The 22,733-nt window shown below is 59.7% G+C and carries 21 protein-coding genes and 1 pseudogene; 19 read left to right on the top strand and 3 right to left on the bottom strand.

Annotation, left to right across the window (positions count from 1 at the left end; translation table 11 throughout):
• The first annotated feature begins 51 nt into the window (after positions 1 to 51).
• The 8 genes from cyoA (at position 52) to BLV09_RS16470 (ending at position 8,528) form a co-directional block, all read left to right on the top strand.
• Positions 52 to 1,221, top strand: coding sequence for a ubiquinol oxidase subunit II (cyoA, locus tag BLV09_RS16505; protein ID WP_146688092.1), 1,170 nt, complete (start codon positions 52 to 54; stop codon positions 1,219 to 1,221).
• Between the two features lie 13 nt (positions 1,222 to 1,234).
• The gene (gene cyoB / locus BLV09_RS16500) at positions 1,235 to 3,238 is read left to right on the top strand and encodes a cytochrome o ubiquinol oxidase subunit I (RefSeq protein WP_146688091.1); all 2,004 of its coding nucleotides are present in this window, start codon (positions 1,235 to 1,237) and stop codon (positions 3,236 to 3,238) included.
• Between the two features lie 20 nt (positions 3,239 to 3,258).
• On the top strand, positions 3,259 to 3,885 hold the full coding sequence (cyoC, locus tag BLV09_RS16495) for a cytochrome o ubiquinol oxidase subunit III (protein WP_100387075.1): 627 nt from the start codon (positions 3,259 to 3,261) through the stop codon (positions 3,883 to 3,885).
• Positions 3,882 to 4,253, top strand: a complete 372-nt coding sequence (gene cyoD, locus BLV09_RS16490; RefSeq protein WP_100383325.1) for a cytochrome o ubiquinol oxidase subunit IV — start codon at positions 3,882 to 3,884, stop codon at positions 4,251 to 4,253. The genes cyoC and cyoD overlap by 4 nt, the downstream gene beginning before the upstream one ends.
• Entirely contained in the window at positions 4,250 to 5,053 is an 804-nt protein-coding gene (locus tag BLV09_RS16485) for an SURF1 family protein (protein WP_146688090.1), read from the top strand. The genes cyoD and BLV09_RS16485 overlap by 4 nt, the downstream gene beginning before the upstream one ends.
• Before the next feature lie 81 nt (positions 5,054 to 5,134).
• Positions 5,135 to 6,424: an ATP-binding protein gene (locus BLV09_RS16480; RefSeq protein ID WP_433994426.1), complete on the top strand. Its 1,290-nt coding sequence runs from the start codon at positions 5,135 to 5,137 to the stop codon at positions 6,422 to 6,424.
• The gene (locus BLV09_RS16475) at positions 6,414 to 6,947 is read left to right on the top strand and encodes a response regulator transcription factor (RefSeq protein ID WP_146688088.1); all 534 of its coding nucleotides are present in this window, start codon (positions 6,414 to 6,416) and stop codon (positions 6,945 to 6,947) included. The genes BLV09_RS16480 and BLV09_RS16475 overlap by 11 nt, the downstream gene beginning before the upstream one ends.
• 564 nt (positions 6,948 to 7,511) lie before the next feature.
• The gene (locus BLV09_RS16470) at positions 7,512 to 8,528 is read left to right on the top strand and encodes a (Fe-S)-binding protein (RefSeq protein ID WP_167558759.1); all 1,017 of its coding nucleotides are present in this window, start codon (positions 7,512 to 7,514) and stop codon (positions 8,526 to 8,528) included.
• A 216-nt stretch (positions 8,529 to 8,744) separates the two neighbouring features.
• Here the strand turns inward: BLV09_RS16470 and BLV09_RS16465 are convergent, their stop codons facing one another.
• Complete coding sequence (locus BLV09_RS16465) at positions 8,745 to 9,530, bottom strand: 2-keto-4-pentenoate hydratase (RefSeq protein WP_146688086.1); 786 nt, start codon at positions 9,528 to 9,530, stop codon at positions 8,745 to 8,747.
• Positions 9,531 to 9,727: 197 nt separating this feature from the next.
• Here BLV09_RS16465 and BLV09_RS16460 point away from each other — a divergent pair, with 197 nt between their 5' ends.
• Genes BLV09_RS16460 through BLV09_RS16415 form a run of 10 tightly spaced genes read left to right on the top strand, consistent with a single transcriptional unit; the run spans position 9,728 to position 18,599 of the window.
• Positions 9,728 to 11,911 (top strand): molybdopterin-containing oxidoreductase family protein, encoded by a 2,184-nt coding sequence (locus BLV09_RS16460; RefSeq protein ID WP_167558758.1) that lies wholly within the window; start codon positions 9,728 to 9,730, stop codon positions 11,909 to 11,911.
• Between the two features lie 3 nt (positions 11,912 to 11,914).
• Complete coding sequence (locus BLV09_RS16455) at positions 11,915 to 12,787, top strand: branched-chain amino acid ABC transporter permease (RefSeq protein ID WP_146688084.1); 873 nt, start codon at positions 11,915 to 11,917, stop codon at positions 12,785 to 12,787.
• Positions 12,780 to 13,814: a branched-chain amino acid ABC transporter permease gene (locus BLV09_RS16450; RefSeq protein ID WP_167558757.1), complete on the top strand. Its 1,035-nt coding sequence runs from the start codon at positions 12,780 to 12,782 to the stop codon at positions 13,812 to 13,814. Before BLV09_RS16455 ends, BLV09_RS16450 begins: the two co-directional genes overlap by 8 nt.
• Before the next feature lie 3 nt (positions 13,815 to 13,817).
• Positions 13,818 to 15,080 (top strand): ABC transporter substrate-binding protein, encoded by a 1,263-nt coding sequence (locus BLV09_RS16445; protein WP_146688082.1) that lies wholly within the window; start codon positions 13,818 to 13,820, stop codon positions 15,078 to 15,080.
• Positions 15,077 to 15,838, top strand: coding sequence for an ABC transporter ATP-binding protein (locus tag BLV09_RS16440; RefSeq protein WP_146691156.1), 762 nt, complete (start codon positions 15,077 to 15,079; stop codon positions 15,836 to 15,838). Before BLV09_RS16445 ends, BLV09_RS16440 begins: the two co-directional genes overlap by 4 nt.
• Positions 15,816 to 16,517 carry an ABC transporter ATP-binding protein gene (locus BLV09_RS16435; protein ID WP_167558756.1) on the top strand — a complete coding sequence of 234 codons (702 nt, stop codon included), beginning with the start codon at positions 15,816 to 15,818 and terminating at the stop codon, positions 16,515 to 16,517. Before BLV09_RS16440 ends, BLV09_RS16435 begins: the two co-directional genes overlap by 23 nt.
• 12 nt (positions 16,518 to 16,529) lie before the next feature.
• A complete protein-coding gene (locus BLV09_RS16430; RefSeq protein WP_146688080.1) occupies positions 16,530 to 16,922 on the top strand; it encodes a RidA family protein in 393 nt (130 codons plus the stop codon).
• A 7-nt stretch (positions 16,923 to 16,929) separates the two neighbouring features.
• Entirely contained in the window at positions 16,930 to 17,259 is a 330-nt protein-coding gene (gene fdxA / locus BLV09_RS16425; protein ID WP_146688079.1) for a ferredoxin FdxA, read from the top strand.
• A gap of 18 nt (positions 17,260 to 17,277) precedes the next feature.
• Positions 17,278 to 18,051 carry a ferredoxin--NADP reductase gene (locus BLV09_RS16420; RefSeq protein WP_146688078.1) on the top strand — a complete coding sequence of 258 codons (774 nt, stop codon included), beginning with the start codon at positions 17,278 to 17,280 and terminating at the stop codon, positions 18,049 to 18,051.
• 26 nt (positions 18,052 to 18,077) lie between these two features.
• Positions 18,078 to 18,599 carry a MarR family winged helix-turn-helix transcriptional regulator gene (locus BLV09_RS16415; RefSeq protein ID WP_167558755.1) on the top strand — a complete coding sequence of 174 codons (522 nt, stop codon included), beginning with the start codon at positions 18,078 to 18,080 and terminating at the stop codon, positions 18,597 to 18,599.
• 380 nt (positions 18,600 to 18,979) lie between these two features.
• On the opposite strand, the gene BLV09_RS16405 is transcribed toward BLV09_RS16415, so the two are convergent.
• Positions 18,980 to 19,928, bottom strand: a protein-coding gene (locus tag BLV09_RS16405; protein WP_100384214.1) for an IS630 family transposase whose coding sequence is annotated in 2 segments (ribosomal slippage) — positions 18,980 to 19,591 and positions 19,593 to 19,928 — 948 coding nt in all. Because the reading frame shifts where the segments join, the coding sequence is not laid out codon by codon here.
• A 223-nt stretch (positions 19,929 to 20,151) separates the two neighbouring features.
• On the opposite strand from BLV09_RS16405, the pseudogene bioD reads away from it, so the two are divergent.
• Positions 20,152 to 20,482, top strand: a pseudogene (gene bioD, locus BLV09_RS38130) (ATP-dependent dethiobiotin synthetase BioD); the annotation flags it as partial.
• Positions 20,483 to 21,385: 903 nt separating this feature from the next.
• Here bioD and BLV09_RS16395 read toward each other — a convergent pair.
• Entirely contained in the window at positions 21,386 to 22,657 is a 1,272-nt protein-coding gene (locus tag BLV09_RS16395) for an MFS transporter (protein ID WP_146688076.1), read from the bottom strand.
• Between the last annotated feature and the right edge of the window lie 76 nt (positions 22,658 to 22,733).

The raw sequence follows: 22,733 nt of genomic DNA, 5'->3' as shown, positions 1-22,733 counted from the left end.
CGATGAGGTTACTGCAAGCCGCTGGAATTTGGAATTGTCGGCAGGCCCGCCTTGAAGCTTCTTCGAACTGTTGCTCTTGTCTCCATCTGCGGTCTCCTTGGCGGCTGCAACGCCGTGGTGCTTTCGCCATCCGGCGATATCGCGCTCCAGCAGCGCGATCTGCTTATCGAAGCCACCATATTGATGCTGCTGATCATCGTTCCCGTCATGATTACAACGGTCGTCTTCGCCTGGCGCTATCGCCAGTCGAACAAGACGGCGGTCTACCAGCCGGACTGGGACCATTCGACCTATCTCGAATTGATGATCTGGTCGTTGCCGCTGCTGATCATCATCTGCCTCGGCGCCATCACCTGGGCGAGCACGCATTTGCTCGATCCCTACCGGCCGCTGAGCCGGATTACCAGCGATCAGCCGGTGCCTGAGGATACCCGGCCGTTGCGGGTCGAAGTGGTCGCGCTCGATTGGAAATGGCTGTTCATTTATCCCGATTTTGGTGTTGCAACGGTCAATGATCTTGCCGCCCCGGTCGACCAGCCGATCGAGTTTCGTATCACGTCTTCCTCGGTGATGAATTCCTTCTATGTTCCCGCACTCGCCGGCCAGATTTATGCGATGCCTGCGATGCAGACCCAGCTCAAGGCCGTGATCAATAGCCCCGGCGTGTATGAAGGATTTTCGGCCAATTATAGCGGCGCCGGATTTTCAGGGATGCATTTTACTTTCCGTGGCCTTGATGACGCTGATTTCAAGTCGTGGATTGCCGAAGCGAAGACGCAGGGGACGCCGCTGGACCGGGCCGCTTATTTGCAGCTGGAGCGTCCAAGCGAGAACGAGCCGGTGCATCGCTATTCGGGCGCGGACGCGACGCTGTTCAAGGCGATCGTCGAACTCTGCGTTGAGCCGAGCAAGATGTGCACGAGTGAAATGGGCGCCATTGATGCGAAAGGTGGTCTCGGCATCACCGGTCTCGCCAACCTGATGCCGCTCGAATATGATAAGTATGCGCGTCGCGGCGCAGTGTTCGGCTCGGCGCCATCCTATGTCGCGAGCTTGTGCACGCCTGAAGACCCGGTCGGATCGAAACCAGACGCGCCGTTTTCGCCTGTGCCTGATACCGCACGGCTGGTCGGCGCCGGCTTGCCACGTCCCTCATTCACACCTTTGCCGTCCATGCCAGCTGCGCTGCCGATCGCGCACCATCGGTCGTCAAGCTCCTGAATCGGATCGTCTCATGTTTGCCGAATCGCCCTTTCTCAAGCTCGTCTTTGGCCGGCTCACGCTCGACGCCTTTCCGATCCATGAGCCGATTCTGGTCATAACCTTCCTTGTTGTTGCCGCCGGCGGCGTCGTCGTGCTCGGCGCCATCACCTATTTCAAGCTGTGGGGTTATCTCTGGCGCGAGTGGTTCACCAGCGTCGACCACAAGCGGATCGGCGTGATGTATATGGTGCTCGGCATCGTCATGCTGCTGCGGGGATTCGCGGATGCATTGATGATGCGCATGCAGCAGGCAATTGCGTTCGGCGATTCGCAGGGCTATCTGCCAGCCCATCACTACGATCAGATATTCACGGCTCACGGCGTGATCATGATCTTTTTCGTTGCGATGCCGCTGGTGACCGGCTTGATGAATTATGTGGTGCCACTGCAGATCGGCGCGCGCGACGTGTCGTTTCCCTTTCTGAACAATTTCAGCTTCTGGATGACGGTAGGCGGCGCGGTGCTGGTCATGATGTCGCTGTTCGTCGGCGAATTTGCACGTACCGGATGGCTGGCCTATCCGCCGCTGTCGGGGATTGCCTACAGTCCCGATGTCGGCATGGACTATTACATCTGGGGCCTTCAAATCGCGGGCGTCGGAACGACCCTGTCCGGGATCAATCTGATCGCGACCATCGTCAAGCTTCGTGCACCCGGCTTGACGATGATGAAGATGCCGGTCTTCACCTGGACCGCGCTTTGCACCAACATCCTGATCGTCGCCTCGTTTCCGGTGCTGACGGCCGTGCTGGTGCTGCTGTCACTCGACCGCTATGTCGGCACCGACTTCTTCACCAACGATTTCGGCGGCAATCCGATGATGTACGTGAACCTCATCTGGATCTGGGGCCACCCTGAAGTCTACATCCTCGTGCTGCCGGTGTTCGGTGTCTATTCCGAGGTGGCAGCGACCTTCTCTGGAAAGAGTCTGTTTGGCTACACATCGATGGTTTATGCGACCCTCTGCATCACCATCCTGTCCTATCTTGTCTGGCTGCATCACTTCTTCACGATGGGTTCGGGTGCCAGCGTGAACTCGTTCTTCGGCATCACCACAATGATTATCTCGATCCCGACAGGGGCCAAGATCTTCAATTGGCTGTTCACGATGTATCGCGGCCGAATCCGCTTTGAGCTTCCGATGATGTGGACCATCGCGTTCATGTTGACCTTTGTGATCGGCGGCATGACGGGGGTGATGCTGGCGGTGCCGCCGGCCGATTTCGTTCTGCATAACAGCCTGTTTTTGGTCGCCCATTTCCACAACGTCATTATTGGCGGCGTCGTGTTCGGTGCGTTCGCGGGCATCAGCTACTGGTTTCCCAAAGCGTTCGGCTTCAAGCTCGATCGGTTCTGGGGATTGATGTCGTTCTGGTTCTGGGTATCGGGCTTCTACTTTGCCTTCATGCCGCTCTACGTGCTCGGCTTCATGGGAGTCACGCGGCGGCTACGGCATTTCGACGATCCGTCGCTACAGATCTGGACTCTCATCGCAGCATTCGGGGCGATCCTGATCTTCCTCGGCATCCTCAGCTTTCTGGTTCAGCTCTATGTCAGCATCCGCAACCGCGAAGCCTTGCGCGACCTGACTGGAGACCTCTGGAACGGCCGGACGCTTGAGTGGTCGACGTCGTCGCCGCCGCCCCCTTACAACTTTGCCTTCACCCCGGTGGTGCACGAGCTCGACGCGTGGTGGGATATGAAGACGCACGGCTATCGTCGCCCGCTGGAAGGGTTCAAGCCGATTCACATGCCGAGCAACACCGGCGCCGGCGTGGTCCTGGCCGCGATCAGCATGGTCTTTGGCTTCGCAATGGTCTGGTACATGTGGTGGCTCGCGGCGCTGAGCTTCGCTGCTCTCGTGGCCACGGCCATCGCGCACACCTTCAACTACGATCGCGATTTCTATTTCCCGAAAGAGGACGTGGTGCAGACCGAGGGTGAGCGGACACGTCGTCTCACAGCGCAGGCCTGACGATGAGTGCAACCGACACGATGACGACGATCGCCGCATCGGGCGGCGGGCAATCGCGGATATTCCACGTAGAAGACGAGCATCACGCCGAAGGCGGCAGCACGATGCTCGGGTTCTGGCTCTACCTAATGAGCGATTGCCTCATCTTCGCGATGTTGTTCGCGGCCTATGGGGTGCTGGGCGGAAACTACGCGGCCGGACCGTCGCCGAAAGATTTGTTCGATCTTCCTACGGTCGCAGTCAATACAGCGATGCTGTTGTTGTCATCGATCACCTATGGCTTTGCCATGTTGACGATGGAGAGGGGCCGCGTCGGAGCTACGCAAGCATGGTTGGCCATCACCGCAATATCCGGCATCGCCTTCGTGTCGATCGAGCTCAACGAATTTTCCCATCTGATCCATGAGGGGGCCGGCCCGCAGCGCAGCGCCTTTCTCTCCTCATTCTTCACGCTGGTCGGAACGCACGGCCTGCATGTGACCTTCGGGCTGATCTGGATGACGACGCTGATGGTGCAGGTCGGGCGGCACGGCCTGATCGCGGCGAATCGCCGGCGGCTGATGTGCCTCAGCCTGTTCTGGCACTTCCTCGACGTGATCTGGATCGGCGTCTTTACGTTCGTCTATCTGATGGGATTTCTACGATGAACGCCGATGCACATGCCGCCGACAGCCACCATGGCGACGAGCCTGCGCACGGATCTCTGCGGGGCTACCTGACCGGCTTTTTCCTGTCTGTCCTGCTGACGGCCGTTCCGTTCTGGCTGGTGATGGGCGGCGCGCTGCCCTCGAAGCAGGCGACTGCCCTGATCATCATGGCCCTGGCGGCGGTGCAGATTGTCGTGCACATGATCGCTTTCCTGCACATGAATGCGCGTTCTGAGAACGGCTGGATCTTGATGGCGCTGCTGTTCACTCTGGTTTTGGTGGGAATCACGCTGTCCGGCTCGCTTTGGGTGATGTATCACCTCAATGCGAACATGATGCTTGATCCCGGCATGAGTCAGATGCCGTGACAGTTGCGGTTGACGGCTTTCGCGGCGGCGCTGGCACCAAATCAACGTCCGTTCCGTTCAAGGATGCCGACGACAGCTTAGGATCGCGTTCGCTTCGCTCCCGCGCCGTCTTTGCCGTCTTTGCCTGCCTCGGCGTCGTAATCCTTGTCGGGCTCGGAATCTGGCAGCTTGAACGGCGGATCTGGAAGCTGGACCTGATCGCGCGCGTCGAGCGGCGGGTGCATGCCGCGCCGGTTCCGGCTCCCGGACTGGAGTCTTGGCCGCGCATCAACGCCGCCGCGGATGCCTATCGGCATGTGACGGCGAGAGGGCATTTCCTCGACGTCCCGCCGGCCCTGGCACTTGCCGTGACCGATCGAGGCGGTGGTTATTGGGTGCTTTCGCCGTTCAGGACCGACGAGGGTTTCACCATTCTGGTCAATCGCGGTTTCGTTCCCTCAGACCATGCATCATCGCCGGACCTTGGCAAAGCGATCGGCGAAGCGACTGTTACAGGGCTGCTCCGCGTCAGCGAGCCAGCGGGCGCGTTCCTCAGGCGCAACGACCCGGCCGCCGACCGCTGGTATTCGCGAGACGTCGCAGCGATCGCAGCGAGCCGAGGCCTTGGCGACATCGCGCCATATTTTATCGATGCAGATGCTTCCGGCGACCGGTCGAAGCTTCCGATTGGCGGATTGACCGTGATTGCGTTCCCGAACAATCACCTTATCTACGCGGTGACGTGGTTTGGCCTCGCAGCGATGCTGGCGGCATGGTGCGTTCACGCGGAATGGCGCGAACGCCGGCTGCGGAATGCGTGACCTGTTGCTGTTGCCGATCCGCGCGATCTGACGCAACATCGGATCAGACGTCCATCGTCCGTCGCATTCGTTCATCCAGGGATTTCGCGCATTTCGATCGACCGCATCACCGATAAAAGGAATCTGCTGCTGCTCGTCCAGTTGCGGTGGCTGGCCGTCGTCGGTCAGGTGGTGACGATCGCGGTCGCCACGTTCTGGTTCGGAATCAGGCTGCCGCTGACCCAGATGGCCGCCGTCGTTGCGTGCCTGATCTGGTTGAACATCGTCAGCGTCGACCGTTACCGGCGACAAAAGAATGTCAGCAATACCCAGCTCTTCCTGGCGCTCTTGCTGGATGTCACGGCGCTGACGGTACAGCTTTATCTCAGCGGAGGTGCGGCCAATCCGTTCGTTTCACTGTACCTGCTTCAGGTCACGTTGGGTGCGGTGTTGCTGAGTGCGTGGTCGACCTGGATTCTCGTCCTTGCGGCCAGCGGCTGCTTTATTCTGCTGACACTGGTTTACAACCCGGTCTTCTCCCAACATCCGCATGGCCAGGAGTTTCTCGGCCTGCATATCGAAGGCATGTTCGTTTGCTTTCTGTTATCGGCAGTCCTTCTCGTGCTGTTTATTGGTCGCATCAATCGTAACCTGCGGGCGCGCGATGCCCATGTGGCGCGGCTCCGGCAGCAGGCAGCGGAGGAGGACCATATCGTAAGAATGGGTCTCCTGGCGTCGGGCGCGGCGCATGAACTCGGAACGCCGCTGGCAACTCTCTCCGTCATTCTGAATGACTGGCAGCACATCCCTGAACTCAAGAACACGACGGAGCTGCAACTTGAAATTGGCGAAATGCAGGCTCAGGTCGAACGCTGCAAATCGATCGTGTCCGGCATCCTGTTGTCGTCAGGCGAGGTGCGCGGGGAGGGGGCGCTGCAAACCACCGTCAAAACCTTCATGGATGACTTAGTTAGCGAATGGCGTGCCGCGTGTTCGCCACGACGCTTCGAATATGTCAATGCCTTCGGCGATGACGAGGCGGTGGTTTCCGATATCGTTCTGAAGCAGGCCATTTTCAATCTGTTTGACAATGCGCTCGAAGCTTCGCCGGACCGTGTCATGGTTGAGGTTGGCCGTGCCAACAATGATCTCGTCATCACGGTGCGGGATGAAGGCCCGGGATTTACCGCGGAAATGCTGGCGGCGCTGGGAAAACCTTATCAGTCGAGCAAGGGTCGCCCCGGCGGCGGATTGGGATTGTTTCTCGTCGTCAATGTTGTTCGCAAGCTGGGTGGTGTTATTTCGGCGAGGAACGCAGCAGTCAAAGGGGCAATCGTCACGCTGACGCTGCCGCTTGCGTCACTTTTGCCTGGAGGCATTGATGGAGACTGAGCGCTCGCTGTTGATCGTCGAAGACGATGCTTCGTTCGCTCGGGCCCTTGGCCGCTCGTTCGAGCGGCGCGGCTATCAGGTCCGTCTGTGCCAGCGGACGGAGGATGTTGCCCAGCTCCTCGATAATTTTGAACCTGGTTACGCCGTTGTCGATCTCAAATTGCCCAGCGGCAACGGACTGGAGTGCGTGAAGTTGCTCCATGGGCATGATCCCGACATGAGAATTGTCGTGTTGACCGGGTTCGCGAGCATCGTGACGGCCGTCGAAGCCGTCAAGCTCGGGGCTTGCCACTATCTCGCAAAACCATCTAACACTGACGATATCGAGGCAGCTTTCCGAAAAGCGGAGGGCGATACGTCGGTTGAACTGACAAAGCGGCCGACCACGATCAAGAATCTTGAGTGGGAGCATATCCACGAGGTTTTGGCGGAAACAGACTTTAACATATCAGAGGCGGCGCGCCGGCTCGGAATGCATCGGCGAACTTTGGCTCGCAAACTCGCCAAGAGCAGGGTGAAGTGATGGATACCAGGTCGTTCGGCATTATCATCCTCTCGCGGGGCAGCACCGCCGTCAGGCGTTTTGGACGTAGCGATCGGCGCCGCCGTTTCCAGGACGGCCCCAAGACCGCATCGACCTTCGGACCTCCAGCCGAGTGCCCTAGCCGATTTTGGCGGGCGGTTCGTTGACCGGCAGTTGTCCCTCCGCGGTGGAGGAGAGACAAAAGTGGCTTGGGGAGGCCAAGATGTTCGGCCAGGCAGTAAGGTAATCCCAACCCTTGCAGTGCTGGCAGCTGAGCCGAGATCGTTCAAGGCTGCCGCGCTGGTGGTCATCTTTAGCGCTACGGCTTTAGCGTTGATCGACGGCGGATGACGCTGTTGAAGTCAACAGCCTTTCAAAATCATTCAACCCTGGCTGACCTCTTCCAGTAGCTATCGGCAGGTCTTTAGCCCCGTTCCGACCGGATTGCGTCCGTGCACAAAGATATTAGATTATCAAATTGCAATGTATTATAGCTATGTTACATACATACACCAAAAGGTGAGGTCCGTTGAGAACATTAGTCGGAAAACGCTGGAGGGATGCATGAACGATAAGAGATCCGTAAATGATGCAAGTGTTATAAATCCAGGCGAGTCTCCTGCCGAGTATTTCGGAAATGTTCGGGCTCTTGGGGATATCATGAGAAGTGATCCTTCACGCCCCTGGTTGACGAGTCTGCCTCAAGAGATCGTTTCACACCGTCTGGTGGTTTGGTTAGGGTGTAATATTCTGCGTACCGCGCATATGGCGGAAACGCTGGATGATATCTTTAAACGTATGGGTCTGGATTTCGTTTTGCTCGGCGGTCCGTCCCACTGCTGCGGCAGCGTACACACTGCCACGGGTCTGGTCGACGTTGCCGACAACATGCTTCAGAGAACAATGGACAAGTTCGATCAGTTTGGCCCAGAGCAATTGCTGTATTGGTGCCCTTCTTGCGACGACCACTTGAGCGGACACGATCAAAACTTGATCACGGATACGGCGAAACGGCGCCTTAACGTAACGACCTTCCTGGGAAGGTTTGTTCCGCAGAATCTCCTCGTCAATCCCGTTCCGCTTTCCGTCGCGATCCACAGGCATAGCGACTTTCCAGAGCAGGAAGAGGAAAGCCGGGCAGTGCACGAGTTGCTGTCCCGTATTCCCGGATTGCGAGTGGTCGACACTCCGTCGGCTGAAAAGCTCGGTCGACACTGCACCGTCCCGCGGATCAAGGATTTCGGCGAGGCTGAATATGTGAGGACGATGGAAGTCTGGGTGAACGAGGCAAGGCAGCTTGGTGCATCTCACATGGTTTCCATATACCACTCTTGTCATAGAAGGCTGACCCTCCTTCAACGCGAACATGACGGGGTGCGGGGGCTTGAGCTGGTAAACTATCTCACCTTGGTCGCCCGCTCGATGGGACTAGCCGAGCGCGAAGATAAATTCGGTCGTATCTCGAAGATGGATAAAGTTGACGATATGATGGTCGAGCTCAAGGTCGAGATAGACGAACGCGGCGTCAACGCCAACCTGATGCGGCGGGCGCTCGAAGATCAGTTCGAGAAACTCCGTTAGCATCTTTAGAAAGATCGATTGCATCACGTTGAACCGGCGAACGACAGGCGTCCCCGCGCTGTTCGGTGCAGGTGACGCTGATCGCGGCTTGATCAAATCTGCAGCTTCGCTGCTCGATCCGAGGAAGGTGACGCTTGTGCTCGATCGAGGCTTTCATCGGGTTCAGAGGCGTTCATTCGGTTCTACGTCGCCTGGACGCACGGCTTCTCTGAAGGTTTAAGAGACGCTCATGTGGACGGATCCGATTCCGTTCAGATCAAAAAGATAGGTTGCCCGATCCATTGGAAAGATTGTCTTGATCAGGCTCCCCGTCATGACGATCTGGCGTGCCTTCAGGCACTGATTTCGCGATGCCAGATGGTTGGCGAGCCAGGCTATCGACTCGAATGGATTTCCCAGGACGTCGCGTCCATGTCCTGTCCCGATAATCGTTGAATCCTTCCGCACCATTCCGGGAACGCTCGGCAGATCGGACCAGGTGTCGGTGAAATCCGAGAGGACAACACCTCCATTCCAGGAATTGTCCGCAAGCAGCGAGAGCACATCCAGCGTCGTATATTCCGCTGCTCGATCATCAACCAGCTCGATGCCGGCGCAGATACTCTCAATGTACGGCCGGATCGTCGTGGCGCTATGGGGGACTCCCGTGTCGGGGATATTCGCTCCGATCCGCATGGCAATTTCGAACTCCAGGCCCAGGCGGCCATAGTCCAAAAGCCTTACGCTAACGCCGGATCGATGAACGCGCCGGGAAAGGAACACTCCGGTGATCGGATGATCGATGCCGCAGAATTCCTGCATCGGCGCCGACGTCAGCCCGACTTTGTATCCCGCCACATCGCCATGGTCACGGCGAAGCCTCGCCACCAACTGGTCCCGGACGTTGTAGGCGTCGGAGATCGTCTGTATGCCCCATTGCGGAGCGAACGTCGTAAACTGGCGTTTCGCTAGATGCGCAGCGATCAGCATGTCCGCTGCGCGCCCGGCTGCTTTCTCATTCATCGCGGTTCTCCACTTTTTCAATTTTCTGCGCCGGATATCGGTTCGGTGCCGGCATTTGCCGCGTTCCTCGGCGGCTTGCTGCCAAAATAGGCCATAAATGGCTATCAAATCAACTTGCTATCTTATATTGCTATTTAATATAGCTAGATAGACAGAGTGGCTCACCTATCCGGCACAGCAATCCGATGCAGATGATGATGTTAGAGAAAAAGAGGCCATCTGCAATCGCAGCGAACAATACCTGCGTTGTTCCCAGCACCTGCTGGGAATGCGGCGCCATCTGCGGATCGCTGCTGACCGTCAAGGACGGAAAGGTCCTCAAGATCGCGCCCAACCCGGCGCATCCGGCCTCGAAAGGCGCCTTCTGCGTCAAGGGAATACGGGCCGCCCATGAATGGACATATCAGTCCTCCCGCTTGCGAAATCCGTTGCGGCGGGTGGGACCTCGCGGTAGCGGCAAATTCGAGACGGTGAGTTGGGACAGCGCGCTCGACCAGATGGCAGAAGGATTCGCAGGGGTCAGGACCGAATATGGACCGCTCGCGCTCGTCGGCGCCGTCAGCGGCGCATTCTTCAGCCGCGGACTGGTGATGGCGCTGCTGATGCGTGCGCTCGGCTCGCCCAACTGGATGATTAACCAGGATCTGTGCGGAGGCTGCAGGGCAGTCGGCGAGAAGATGACCGGCCTCGACATCACCGGCGGCGAAGATATCGAGCATACGGCGTGCGCCATGATTGTGGGGCGCAACCCTGCCGTGGCCGACCCGATCCAATGGATGGCGCTGAAGCGGGCAAAGACGCGCGGCGCGCGCATTCTGGTGATCGATCCGTTCCGCACCTCCGCGGTCGACATCGCCGATCTATGGCTACGGCCTCGCCCGGGCACGGACACAGCGGTCGCCATGGCCATGATCAAGGTCTGTATCGATGAGGGCCTGTACGATAGATCCTTCGTACGAAAATGGTGTCACGGCTTCGAAGAACTGGCGCAGCGCGTTTGCTCCTGCAAGCCGGCGTGGGCGGAGGAACATTCTGGCGTGGCGGCCGCCGATATCATCGCGGCGGCGCGTATGTACGGCGAGGGACCGTCGTGCTTTGTCAGCGGCCACGGCATCGATGCTTCCTCCAACGGCGTGCAGACGTTTCGCGCCTACAACTGCCTGGTCGGCATCAGCGGTAACGTCGACCGGATCGGCGGTAACCGTCGCGGCAAGAAGCCGCCCGGCTTCAAGACCTATTTCGATGTCTTGTTCGATCCGGCATTTCGGCTGTCGCCGGATGTTGAGGCCGAGCGAATCGGCGCCAAGGAGTTTCCGCTGTGGTCGGGTCCGCTCGGCTATCAGATGGCGTGCCACAACCCATCCGTGATCGATGCGATGCTGACGGGGCGCCCTTATCCCGTGCGTGCGCTGTTTGCGAGCGGCGTCAATATCGCGGTGACCTATCCCGATACGCCACGGACGATCGAGGCGCTCAAAAACCTCGACGTTTTCGTGGTTGCGGCACAGACCATGACGCCGACCGCCGCCTGGGCCGACCTCGTTCTTCCAAAGACGACAACGATCGAGGAAGAGCAGGTCCATATCCATCAGGGCGCTCCCTGCGTGACCTATACGCGCCCCGGCGCAGAGCGGGACGGTGACGTCAAATCCGATCTTGAGATCGCACTTGGGCTGATCGAGCGATTGGCGCCCCGCGGCGCCGCGGAGGCTCGTTTCATCCCTTGGGCCGAACAAACCGAATTCAACACCTATCTGCTGGAGGGCAGCGGCATCTCGCTCGACGATCTCAGGCGCGACGGGTTCGCCACCTTTCCCTATCGACTCGGCAATTTCGAGGAAAAGCCATTCGTCGGCCCAACAGGAAAGGTCGAGCTCTACTCCGAGAGCATGGCGAGCGTCGGTCTCGACCCGCTTCCTGCTCATGTGCCACCGAGCTATGTGCTCGACCGCGTCGCGGTGAACGACGCATTTCCGCTCGTGCTGCAGACCGGCCTGCGCGAGAAGACCTATCATCATTCGCGTTTCCGCGAACAGGCGTGGGCGCGGAAGGTATCGCCGGATCCGGTCGTCTACATTCACCCGGACACGGCTGAACGATACGGCGTCGCCGAGGGAAGCTGGATCACGGTGTTAACACCGGGCGCATCCGGTTCCTGCCGTCTCAAGGCCAAGCTTACCACCGACACCATGACCGGCGTCTTGACGACGGGCGTCGGCTGGTGGCTGCCGGAGGCACCGGCACCGCATTTCGGGGCACGCGATGTCAATATCAATGCCGCCTTGAGCTATTCGGGACGCTGGGATCCCGCGAGTGGGTCGGCCGACACGCGCGGGATCGCGTGCCGCATCGAGACAGCGCCTCACGTGGAGGTTGGGTGAGCCATGGACACGATTCCGCTCCTCATCTTCCAGTGCATGAACGGCGTCGTCTGGGGCCTGATCTTCGCGATGATCGTGCTGGGCCTCAGTCTGACCTTCGGGCTGATGAACCTGATGAACGTCGCGCACGGCTCGTTCTACATGCTGGGAGCGATGCTGACCGCGACCTTTGTCAGCGTGCATGGCTTGAATTTCATCCTGAGCGTGGTGCTGTCGGTCGCGATCGTGACGGTCGTCGGGATCGTCGTTGACAGGCTGGTGCTGGACCGCGTGGTGGGTGCCGAACCGTTGATCGGCCTGCTGTCGACCGCGGGGTTGCTGCTGCTGATCGACAGCTTCGCCCTTGCATTCTTCGGATCGGCGTCGATTTCCGTGGACGACCCGGTCTCGGCCTCGATCGAGATCTTCGGCACGTTTTATCCCGTCTACCGTCTGGTGGTCGCCGGCATTGCGATTGCCGCGATCGCGGGCGTGTTCTGTTTCCTGCGCTTCACACGTCAGGGCCTTTGGATGCGCGCGGTTCCGGAATCTCGCGACTTGTCATTGATCGCGGGTGTCTCGCCCCGGCGCGTAAACTGCATCACGGTCATCCTCGGCACGTTCCTCGCCGCTTTGGCCGGCGCGCTGGTGACGCCCATCGCAAGCGCGCAGTTCCAGATGGGGCTTACCATCCTGGGGACCGGCTTCATCGTGGTCGTCGTCGGTGGGGCCAAGAATCTGCTCGGCACCGTGACCGTGGCGATTGCGCTCGGCGTGGTGAGGGGCATCGCGGCTACCTTTGTGGAGCCGACCGCAGCCGAGGTGATCTCGCTGGTCGTGCTGCTGCCGTTGCTGGTGATCTGGCCAAATGGAATCTTCGGAGGGCGGCATGCGTAAGCACCCTCTGCTCGGCCATCTCGGCACCGGAGTTGGCATCCTTCTTCTCGGCGTGCTGGCGCTGCTGCCGGCGGTTTCAAGTCGCTACGCCATCTTCGTCACCGCGCAGATGCTGGCGTTTCTCTACATCGCGCTGGCGCTGGAGATGAGCCACAGCTTCGGACGCGTCTTGTCGTTCTGCACCGGTAGTTTCTTCGCCCTTGGTGCCTACTGCGCGTTTTATCTTTGCCAGTACGTGACATCGGAACTGATTTTGGTTCTGCTTGGCAGTGCGCTGGTGTGCTCGGCGGCGGGGATGCCGACGGCGGTCCTCGTCGTGCGCATGAAGGGCATTCATTCCGCGGTCGTCGGCACGCTGGCGATCGGCGCGATCAGCCTGTTGCTGGCCAATTCGCTCACGAACTATACCGGTGGCGAGGACGGCCTGACACTCAGGCACAAGGTTTCGCTGTTCGGCGCGCCGGCGTCGATCGGCGTCAGCATCGAGACCTATTATCTGGTGCTGGTTCCGGCGGCGCTCTATCTGCTGGCGTATCTGTTGCTGCGGGCGACACCTTTCGGGATCGTGATGCGCGCGGTCGGCGAGAACGGGATCCGCAGCTCGCAGCTTGGCTTCAACGTCGAATTGAGACGCATCGTGGTCTTTGCCGTGTCCGCTGCGATCAGCGGCTTCGGGGGTGCGGCATATTGCATGCTAATCGGCCATGTCTCGACGGCGTTGTTCGATCCGTTGCTTTCGCTTAATGCCGTGCTGTGGGCGACGGTCGGCGGCCTCGGCTCTCCGTTCGGGGCGCTGATCGGCATCATCGTCATCTACCCGACCGTCGAGCTCGCATCCGGCGTCATCCGGTATGTCGATGCGCTCGTCGGCGCATTGCTGATCGGAACAGCGCTGCTGTTTCCGCGCGGCGTCATTGGCCTGTTCGATCGTTTCGCCGATGTGGGCACTAATCCGGCCGAATCCGGCGATGCGCATGCATCCTTCCAAGCAAACGATGACGTCGTCGCCTTATCCCCAGGAGAGTAGCAGATGAAAAGAAGTGAATTTCGGACGTCACGCCGCTCCTTCATCAAAGCCACCGCGGGCATGGGCCTTGCGGCAAGCCTGTCTTCCCGTGCCTTTGGAGGCACCGATTCCGGCAATCCGATCGTGCTCGGCATTCAGGGCGATCTCACTGGCGCCCTGGCGCATGATGGCCTTTGGGAGCAGCGCGCCGTCGTAGCCGCGGCCAACTGGCACAACAAGCGAGGCGGAATAGCTGGTCGACCGATCAAGGTGGTCAGCGTCGATACCGAAACCAAAACCGATGTTGGCATCCGGCGGCTGCAGCAACTGATCCAGGAAGACGCTTGTGATTTCGTCGTCGGTTCGGGCTCTGGCGGCATTGGCGTCGCAAGCGTCCCGATCGCCAAGGACGCGAGCGTGGTCTACCTGCCGCTGTCGCGCACCGATTCGATCACGACCGAGACGGCCAATCCTTATCTGTACCGTTTCGTCGCCAACAGCTCGATTGCCGCACGGGCTTCGCAGAAATGGATGATCGACAAGATCGGGAAGAAGTGGAGCATCGTGCTCTCCGACATCGCGTTCGGCCATTCCCAGCGCGACGCGTTCACCGCAGCGCTGCAGTCGGTGGGAGGAGAGGTCGTTCAATCGATCGCGCTGCCGCCGAATGTGTCCGATCCGTTGCCATTTCTGCTGAAGCTGGATCGCTCGGTCGATGGCATCCTGACCGCGCTGTGGGGACCGGACTCGGTACGCGTCTATCCCGCGCTGGTGACGGTCGGGGTCGGCGCCAAGCCGAAATTCGCCGTCTCCAGCACGACCAACCTGTTCGACGTTCTTAAGATGGGAAAATCGGTCGACGGGCTCTACGCGTTCGACGAGGTGCCGTGGGAGCTGTCCGATTATCCGAACGCGGATGCGACGCGGACGGCATTCACCGAAATCGGCATCGGCCCGACCGGCCGCTCGGTCGAGGGCGACGACTACGTGATGTTGCCCAGCGCCGTGAGTTGCTGGGAATGCGTCTCCTTCATGAAGCGCGCGATCGAAGGATCGGGTTGGGCCTCGCGTGCCGACGGCATCAAGCTCTCCAATTGGACCGTGGCGAATCCGGCGATGCCGACCGGTGAAATGTTCCTTCGTCCCAATCTGACGGTTCGCTCTGCGGATCAACAGGCCTTCGCGGACGTCTATATCCTGCAGGTGCAGTCCGGGCACATGCGCGTGGTCAACAAGATCGCCGCCGGCGACACCATGTACAGCCCGACGGCTGCGATGACGCGATGAGCGACACCTCGGCATCGGTATTGCTCACGGTGCGTGACGTCAGGAAGAGCTTCGGCAACCATGAAGTTCTGAGAGGCGTCACGACGTCGATCGGAGCCAACGAGGTGCGAGCCGTGATCGGGCCGAATGGTGCGGGTAAAACGACCTTCATCAATGTCGTTACCGGCATCTATGCGCCGACGTCGGGCCGTGTGTCGCTTGCCGGAAGGGATATTTCCCGCGCGGCGCCGCATAGCATCGTCCGGGAAGGGATGGCCAGGACGTACCAGATCGCGAGCCTTTATCCGTCGCTCACCGTCGCCGAGAACATCGTGGTGGCCTGTCGGGCGGCGTCGAAATTCTCGAAGGCGAGAATGACAGATGCCATTTCGCCAAGAGAATATCGTGACAGGATGCTTGAGCTGTTCAATCTCACGCGTCTTGCAGGCAGGCAGGTCGCCGAAATCTCCCACGGCGATCAGCGGCTGGTCGAGCTGGCGGTGACGGCCTCGCTGAGGCCGCGGCTGATGCTGCTGGACGAGCCGACCGCGGGAATGAGTCCCGCGGAGACGCAACAATTCATCGAGCTCATCAATACCAGGTTAAGATCGAGCTGCGCCATCATGCTTGTCGAGCACGACATGAAGGTCGTCATGGGAACCGCTGACACGATCACGGTCCTGGCCAACGGCGCCGTGCTGGCGGAAGGCGGGCCGGACAGCATCAGGAACAACGCGAAGGTGCAGGAGGCCTATCTTGGCAGCGCTTTCGCTCACTGACCTGCACGCCTATTACGGAAAGGCGCATGTCCTTCAGGGCGTGTCGATCACGGTTGAATCCGGTTGCGTCGTTGGTCTGTTCGGACGAAACGGCGTTGGCAAGACCACGCTATTGCAGTCGGCCATGGGCCTTGGGCCCAGGGTCATCGGCGGAATCTTTCTCGACGGCGAGGATTTTAGCGGGATCCCCGCCGACCATCGTGCGCGCAGCGGTCTCGGTTATATGCCTCAGGGCGTGCGGGTGTTTCGCGACCTGACGGTCGAGGAGAATTACAGGGTTGCGGCTTATTCGGTGCCAAAGGCGCGCGATCTCGACGAGATCGTCGGCATGGTGCCCGAACTGAAGGACCTGCTGTCACGACCGGCGGGTCGGTTGAGCGGCGGCCAGCAGCAGCTGGTTTCGCTGATGCGGAGTCTGGCGACGAATTGCCGGTTCCTGATGATGGACGAGCCGACCGAAGGACTGATGCCTGCGATGGTCGAGCGCATCGCGGAAGTCACGAAGCGGCTGGCATCGGCGGGTTATGGCGTGCTGCTGGTCGAACAAAGTCTACTGCTTGGCGAGGCTGTCTGCGATCGGATCCATCTCATGGAAAAGGGACGGATCGTTCATTCCGGCAGATTTGACGAATTGTCATCGTCCGGCGCCATCGCTGAAACGCTCGGTTTGATTCACTAGAGAGAAAGAAAAATGGAAAAGCAGATCGTTGACGTCCCGGAATTCTCGGGATGGAGCAAATCATCGACCACGCCGGTGTCGTTCGTGGTCAAGGCCAATGGGCTGGTATTCGTCTCGGGTATCCCGCCACTGGACCCCGACACGGGAACCTTCTCCGTTCAGGACGTCGCGGCTCAAACGCGGCGCGTGATGGAGAACATCGGGCTTTGCCTCAAGGCCGCAGGCTCGTCATTCGATAAAGTCGTGCGCTGCACGGTCTATGTGACCAATGCCGCCTATTTCACAACGATCAACGAAATCTACGGAAAATTCTTTCCGGGCGCGCCGCCGGCGCGAACCTTCGTTGTCGTTGGCTCCTGGCCCGCACCGTTCGATGTCGAGATCGAATGCACGGCATTGAGCTGAGGCGCGCATGACCTACGTCGTCACCGAACAATGCATCCGCTGCAAATACACCGATTGCGTTACAGTCTGCCCGGTCGATTGCTTCCGCGAAGGTGCCGAGATGCTGGTGATCGATCCGGAGATCTGCATCGACTGTGCGGTCTGCGAGCCGGCATGTCCGGTAGAGGCTATCAAGCCCGATACGCATCCCGACGGCGCCAGGTGGAAGGACCTCAACGCACGGCTATCCGGCGAATGGCCCGCGGTGACGGTCAAGTCCGAGCCGATGCCGCAGGCCGAATTGTTCGCCAGGCAGCCGGACAAGTTCGAGAAATATCTAAAGCCTCAGATCGGTTGAGAAGTTGACGGAACGAGCATGTCAAACATCAGAGAATGCAAGATACTCAGTGTCTATCACTGGACCGAACGGCTGTTTTCCTTCACCGCGACGCGCGATCCCGGCTTCCGGTTTGTCAGCGGACAGTTTGCGATGATCGGACTACGCACCGGCGACGCGCAAATCATGCGCGCTTACAGTATGGTGAGCCCCAGTTACGCCGAAACGCTGGAATTCCTCAGCATCAAGGTGCCCGATGGACCGCTGACCTCGCGGCTGAAGCTGATCCAGCCGGGGGATGGGTTGCTGCTCGGTGCCAAATCGTCAGGTACGTTGCTGACGTCGAACCTGATCCCCGGGCGAAGGCTCTATTTGGTGTCCACCGGGACGGGTCTTGCGCCCTTCATGAGCATCATTCGCGATCCTGAGGTGTATGATCAGCACGAGCACATTGTATTAATTCACAATTGCCGCACGGTCGACGAACTGGCTTATCGCGATCTTCTGACCTCAGATTTGCGGGCTGACGAGTGGATCGGAGATGTTATCGCGCAGAAACTGATCTATCTGCCGATGGTATCGCGCGAGCCCTTCGACCATATGGGGCGGGTCACGGACCGGATGCGCGATGGCAGCTTGTTTCAGACCATCGCGATGCCGCCGCCACGTCTTGAGGACGACCGATTTATGGTGTGTGGCAGCCCGCTAATGCTTGCCGATTTCTGTCAAATCATGGATGAATGGGGTTTTCGGGAAGGCAATTCCAGTCGCCCGGGTCAATTCGTAATCGAGCGCGCCTTCGTGGACAAGTGATCTCGATTGGTGAGACAGATCGAGAAATGTCGAAAACAAAGAAGGTTGCACGCAAACTGAGCGTCGACGCCCGCTCGGTCGGAATCAGGGCGTTAGCCACGGAAGGCGACGAGCGCGCGTTCCGCGATTTCATGTCCGACATCTTCGCCGCCGCAGCGACGATGCAGACATTGCGCCGCTCGACGGCAAAGCCATTCGGACTTTCATCCACCGAGCTAGCCGTGATGATGGCCGTCGCGAAACTCAATTCCAGCCCCAGCATCCGGCGCCTCGCCGATCACCTCCACGTGTCGGCGTCCAATGTTACGGCTGATGTGGGCAAGCTGGTAAAGGCGCGGCTTCTCACAAAACTTCCCGATCCCGACGACGCTCGCGCCATAAAAATCGCGCTAACGGAAAGGGGCGCGAAGCTAATCCAGGATATGGCGCCCTCGCTCCGTGCGGTGAACGACCGGCTATTTGCCAACATGTCACGGAGCGATATGCTGATCCTGACGCGACTGCTCAGGCAGATCATCGTTGAGGGCGGCAGGCTGGTGGAGACGTAGGCCGACCTCCTGCCTTTCGTCTGTCCCGTCGGACAGCGAGAACCGACCGTTTGAAAGCAGAACTCAGAGCTTCGAGCCGCCATCGACGCGCAACGTGTTGCCGGTGATCCACCGAGCCTCGTCTCAGGCGAGAAATGCGATGGCGGCGGCTATATCATCAGGCTCGGCGATGCGTTGAGCGCCTGCATGCCCAACGTGAACTCACGACCGGCATCGCTCCGAGTTGGACGTGTCGGTGTCAACCACGCCTGGCGCGACGCCGTTGACACGAATGCCACGGCCGCCCAAGGCCGAAGCCAAGTGCTCGACGAGCGTATCGGTCGCGCCTCGGTGGCTGCATAGGCGGACAGCCTGCCACCCGTCGCATGCGCTAGAGCGTTTCACGTTTTGATGGAAGCGTAACCTGCGTTTACGAAGTAGTTGCTGCATTCGGCAGGGGATATGGTTGTGACGAGGCTGGCGATGTGCTGGCAGACGTCGTCGATGGTGCGTTTCTGGGCGGATCGCATCCAGTGCTTGATCTTTGCAAAGGTCTGCTCGATCGGATTGAGGTCGGGCGAATAAGGCGGCAAATACCAGAGCCGTGCGCCGGCGGCCTTGATGAGACGGCGCAGCGCGGCCGCTTTGTGACTGCCGAGATTGTCCATAACGACGATGTCGCCAGGCTTGAGCGAAGGCAGAAGGATCTGCTCGACATAAGCGCGGAAGCATTCGCCGTTGATCGGTCCATCGAACAGGCAAGGCGCGGTGAAGCTGTCGCAGCGCAGCGCGCCGAGGAAGGTCAGCGTGCGCCAGCGGCCATGCGGCGCAAAGCCTCGTATCCGTTCGCCTCTTGTGCCCCATCCCCGCAGCGGAGCCATATTGGTCTTGATCCAGGTCTCATCGATGAAGACGAGGCGGGAAGGATCAAGGCGGGCCTGCCACGATCGCCAGCGTTGCCGACGGCGTGCGACGTCGGAACGGCCTTGCTCAAGTGCGAACAGCGTTTTTTTTGAATCGCAGCCCCTCGCGGCGCATGAACAGCCACACCGCGTTATGCGAGACATGGACCCCGCGCGCAGCCAGTTCGTCCTTCAGCCGGTGCAGGGTCAGATGCGGCGTTTGCCTGATGCGCTCTCTGATGAAGTCGCCGTGCGGCTCCAAGCCCCGCTTGCGGTGACCACCCATCTGGCCGGGCTTCACCGAGCCGGTCGCCCGGTAACGCTGCGACCACTTGACCACTGAAGACACGGCCACGCCGAAACGCGAGGCCACCGCGCGGCTGCTCTCGCCCTTCGCCACCGCCGCTACGACGCGCTTGCGCAGATCATTGGAGAGCGGTTTGACCATCCGATGCTGGCCTCCAATCCAGCCCGCATCTTGAATCACAATCCGCTCGACAACGGAATCCCTCCCGATTCAATTAATCTGTGAACCGCTCTAGGGTCTGTTCTCCATCGAGGAGGTGGGCGATGCGCAAGAGCAGGTTCACTGAGGGGCAGATCATCAAGATTTTGAAGGAACACGCTGCTGGTTTGTCGGCGGGTACCCGCGGAAACCGGCCGCCAACCGGATCGTGGTAACAGGCACAGATACCGGGTCGGAAAAACGGTTTTACCGCGGGGCTCACCGATCTCCTCGGCGCGAACTATTGGAAATCGATTCAAGCCGGCTTGGAAGGAGAGATCGATACCCAGTTCGTCGCACGGCTGGGCAGTCTCTCAGCCGATCGCATCGTGCCGGAGCTTTACCGTCTTCGAACGCCCGCTTCGCCCTACCGTTCCGCCGAAATTGACGGAGTTCGCATCGACGCGGATTCGCTCGATGTGCCGGACACCGGGGAGCGACCGTTAGTGATCGAGGGCGCCGGCGGGCTGATGGTGCTGCTGATCCTCGCTGCGCTTGCCGAGGAACCGGTGCGCGCCGTTCTGGCAGAACACCCCGATGAGAAAACCATCTCGCTGCTGGCGATCTCGGTTTCGCATCTTGGGAGCACTGGGATCCGGAGCTGGAACTCCCGCTTGGACTTCAAGATGAACCCCGCCGCCCGGGCAGCAGAATAGACAGGGCAAGATGGGCGGCCGACCGTGCCGTCGACAAGATCCGCGATCGCTTCGGATGGGATGCTATCGGATACGGCTTGGTGGCGCTGGGCACCTCTCGTTGCGTTCCCGACGAGTTTCGCGAGCTCGCCGAAAAGGACCTGTGACCGTCACCACTACATCGTCGTCCAAAGGTACGCGCTTCTGAGACAAACCGGGCCGCAGCGACCGTCGTCTCCGTGAGAACGCCGCAACGGAATCGCAACGAATTGGGTGAAACGACCATAAACAAAACGTGGCGGAAACACCTGCCGCAGCAATAAAAATCAACAACTTAGAAGATGTTCACTGCGTTCGGGACGTAGGGGACTGTCCGCTTCAGACCGCCACGATCAGTGAGTGTCGGTATCGGTGGTTGCGTGTCCCCGCAACCACTTTTGTTATAACTCACTCACCGTCCCGGTCTAACCGCCGGGACCGATTTAGCTTTTCTGGGAAACTACGGATTGAGATAGAAGAGAAAATCGGGGCTTAATAAAGAATTTGGGGCAGGAGTTCGAATCTCTTCGGGAGCGCCAAACTCGGTCATTGTTGGGCACCACGGTGCCCGTTTTTCGTGACGCTCGATCAGATTGGAAATCACGTAGTTCGGTACCGTAATGCGGATTTGCTTGGACCTGATGCAGAAACAAAACGACACGGCCACTGACGCCGGAAGGCCAGCGACGGCTTTCTCCAACTGTAACGGGGGAGGCGCAGCCGCTGTTAGATTGGCTCTGGATGGGCGTGAGGTTTGTCCAGACTAGCAGTCTCAGGGCGGGACGACGCGAGCAATCCCGTGGCCGCGATGGCGCCGCACGCTGCGGTGGCGGCCATCGATAATGCCCATGTGGCGTATAACCGGCGATCGATCAGTGCGCCGCTCACGAGTGGCGCGAAGATGTTGGCGCCGGACATCAGCGACTGATTGAGGCCCATGATCATGCCTTGACGATGCGGTGGGACGCTGCGCGATAATTCCGCCGTGAGCGTTGTTCGAATAAACGTCGTGCCGAGGATGATCAGCGTCAGGAGGACGGCAAGAAGGCCAGTCCGGCCCACGATGGCTAGTCCGGAAAATCCCGCGCTCATGATCACGAAGGCAACCACGACGAGGGTTCTGTCGGACGTGAAACGACTGGCCTGGGTGATCAACAGGCCCTGGACGATGATATTGATAAAGCCGGCGTAAGCGAACACGGCGCCGAGTTCCCTGGCCCCGAAAGGATGCCCCTGCCAGCTGAAGCGGGCCGAAAGGAACAGCGCAACCTGGGATATGAACATCGAGTTGGCGAAGAAAAACAAAATCAGCAGGCCGAGCAGGCCCCAGGCATACGGCATCAGCAGCAATACGCGTGCAGCCTTCGGCTCTAGGGTGAGCTCGATGTCGCGTCGAGTGTCAAGTACTCCGGACGCCGGGCAGTCCGATGGAAGCAGCTTGATCGTGGCAGCGATGCTGATCAGCGACAGCGCCGCGGCGGCCCAGATCGGCGCCGTGACCCCGAACTGGACCAGAAATCCGGACAGGGCCGGACCGACCAGCAAGCCTGTTCCGATTGCACCACTGGTTGTGCCAAGTGCCTGCTTGCGCGCCCTCGGTTCGCTGTGCTCGGCCGCATAGGCATGCGCGACCGAGATGTTGCCCGAGGTCAGCCCGTCGATGATCCGTGCCAGGAAGACCAGTGTCAGGCTGTTGGCCGACGCAAGCAGCACGAAGCCGGCCAGGGTCCCGATCTGGCTGACGATCAGCACACGCCTGCGTCCGTATCTGTCTGACAGCGTCCCGACCACGGGTCCGGCAACCAGCTGGCACAGGGCATAGACGGAGATCAGAGACCCGACGATGAACGGGGTGGCGCCGAGCCGCTGCGAATAGAACGGCAGCAGCGGCAGGATGATTCCCATTCCTGTGGCGTCGACCGCGACGACGATGAATGTCGGAAGCAGCGCAAGGATCTGGGTGCGGCTGGCAATGGGGAAATGGTCTGGCGTCGTCATGACGTGGGTCCGGCGTGACGCGCGGGACATGTTTGGATCAGGCAGTGTTTCATGACGCGACCTCCCGACGTCGCTT

This window comes from Bradyrhizobium canariense, assembly GCF_900105125.1.
Lineage (GTDB): Bacteria > Pseudomonadota > Alphaproteobacteria > Rhizobiales > Xanthobacteraceae > Bradyrhizobium > Bradyrhizobium canariense_A.
The sequence above is the reverse complement of the archived record's forward strand: the minus strand, read 5'-3'. Positions and strand labels throughout refer to the sequence as shown.

Excerpts from the sequence above, each read along its gene's own strand:
- cyoB (WP_146688091.1), top strand. The coding sequence starts at position 1,235 with ATGTTTGCCGAATCGCCCTTTCTCAAGCTCGTCTTTGGCCGGCTCACG.
- cyoC (WP_100387075.1), top strand. The coding sequence starts at position 3,259 with ATGACGACGATCGCCGCATCGGGCGGCGGGCAATCGCGGATATTCCAC.
- cyoD (WP_100383325.1), top strand. The coding sequence starts at position 3,882 with ATGAACGCCGATGCACATGCCGCCGACAGCCACCATGGCGACGAGCCT.
- BLV09_RS16475 (WP_146688088.1), top strand. The coding sequence starts at position 6,414 with ATGGAGACTGAGCGCTCGCTGTTGATCGTCGAAGACGATGCTTCGTTC.
- BLV09_RS16470 (WP_167558759.1), top strand. The coding sequence starts at position 7,512 with ATGAACGATAAGAGATCCGTAAATGATGCAAGTGTTATAAATCCAGGC.
- BLV09_RS16465 (WP_146688086.1), bottom strand. The coding sequence starts at position 9,530 with ATGAATGAGAAAGCAGCCGGGCGCGCAGCGGACATGCTGATCGCTGCG.
- BLV09_RS16460 (WP_167558758.1), top strand. The coding sequence starts at position 9,728 with ATGTTAGAGAAAAAGAGGCCATCTGCAATCGCAGCGAACAATACCTGC.
- BLV09_RS16455 (WP_146688084.1), top strand. The coding sequence starts at position 11,915 with ATGGACACGATTCCGCTCCTCATCTTCCAGTGCATGAACGGCGTCGTC.
- BLV09_RS16450 (WP_167558757.1), top strand. The coding sequence starts at position 12,780 with ATGCGTAAGCACCCTCTGCTCGGCCATCTCGGCACCGGAGTTGGCATC.
- BLV09_RS16445 (WP_146688082.1), top strand. The coding sequence starts at position 13,818 with ATGAAAAGAAGTGAATTTCGGACGTCACGCCGCTCCTTCATCAAAGCC.
- BLV09_RS16440 (WP_146691156.1), top strand. The coding sequence starts at position 15,077 with ATGAGCGACACCTCGGCATCGGTATTGCTCACGGTGCGTGACGTCAGG.
- BLV09_RS16430 (WP_146688080.1), top strand. The coding sequence starts at position 16,530 with ATGGAAAAGCAGATCGTTGACGTCCCGGAATTCTCGGGATGGAGCAAA.
- fdxA (WP_146688079.1), top strand. The coding sequence starts at position 16,930 with ATGACCTACGTCGTCACCGAACAATGCATCCGCTGCAAATACACCGAT.
- BLV09_RS16420 (WP_146688078.1), top strand. The coding sequence starts at position 17,278 with ATGTCAAACATCAGAGAATGCAAGATACTCAGTGTCTATCACTGGACC.
- BLV09_RS16415 (WP_167558755.1), top strand. The coding sequence starts at position 18,078 with ATGTCGAAAACAAAGAAGGTTGCACGCAAACTGAGCGTCGACGCCCGC.
- BLV09_RS16395 (WP_146688076.1), bottom strand. The coding sequence starts at position 22,657 with ATGACGACGCCAGACCATTTCCCCATTGCCAGCCGCACCCAGATCCTT.